At 75.1% G+C, this 571-nt stretch carries 1 protein-coding gene; it reads right to left on the bottom strand.

Annotated elements, in window-relative coordinates; genetic code table 11:
• A partial coding sequence (locus KUM32_RS41475; RefSeq protein WP_217146802.1) for an SDR family NAD(P)-dependent oxidoreductase occupies positions 1-507 on the bottom strand: 507 nt, incomplete at its 3' end.
• Positions 508-571: the final 64 nt, after the last annotated feature.

Below are 571 nucleotides of genomic sequence, written 5' to 3'. Positions count from 1 at the left end.
GTTGCACGCCGCGTACGCGGGGGCCGCGCCGAAGGGGCGCACGCTCGCCGCGCCGGAGACCAGCACCACCGAGCCGTCGCGGGCCAGCTTGGGCGCGGCGTGCTTGACCGCGTAGTACTGCCCCCAGAACTTCGAGGTGAAGGGCGACTCGGCCGCCTCGTCGTCCAGTTCCAGCATGGGACCCGTCTGATAGGAGGCGGCCGGCGTGAACAGGTGGTCCACGCGCTCCAGCGGGGCGAAGAAGGCCGCCAGCGACGCCTGGTCGGTGGTGTCCACCGTGCGCCAACTCGCCCGCTCCCCCAGTGCCTGGGCGGCGGCGGCCAGCCGGTCGGCCGTGCGCCCGCCGAGCACCACCCGGGCCCCGTGCGCCACCGAGCGGCGCGCCACGGCGTATCCCATGCCGGAGCCGCCGCCGAGGATGACGACGGTGCGGTCGGCGAGCGGCGAGTTCGGGACGGAGGCCGGGGCGGGGGCTGTCGTCGTGTCCGAGTTGTCCGAGGTGGACATCAGGTCCTGCCTTTCGATGGTGGTGCGTGGGGCGGGGTACGGCCCCGCGCGGGGCGCCACCCAC

This window comes from Streptomyces sp. AC627_RSS907 (assembly GCF_019049165.1).
Note: the sequence above shows the minus strand (reverse complement) of the source record. Positions and strands in the feature narration are given on the sequence as shown.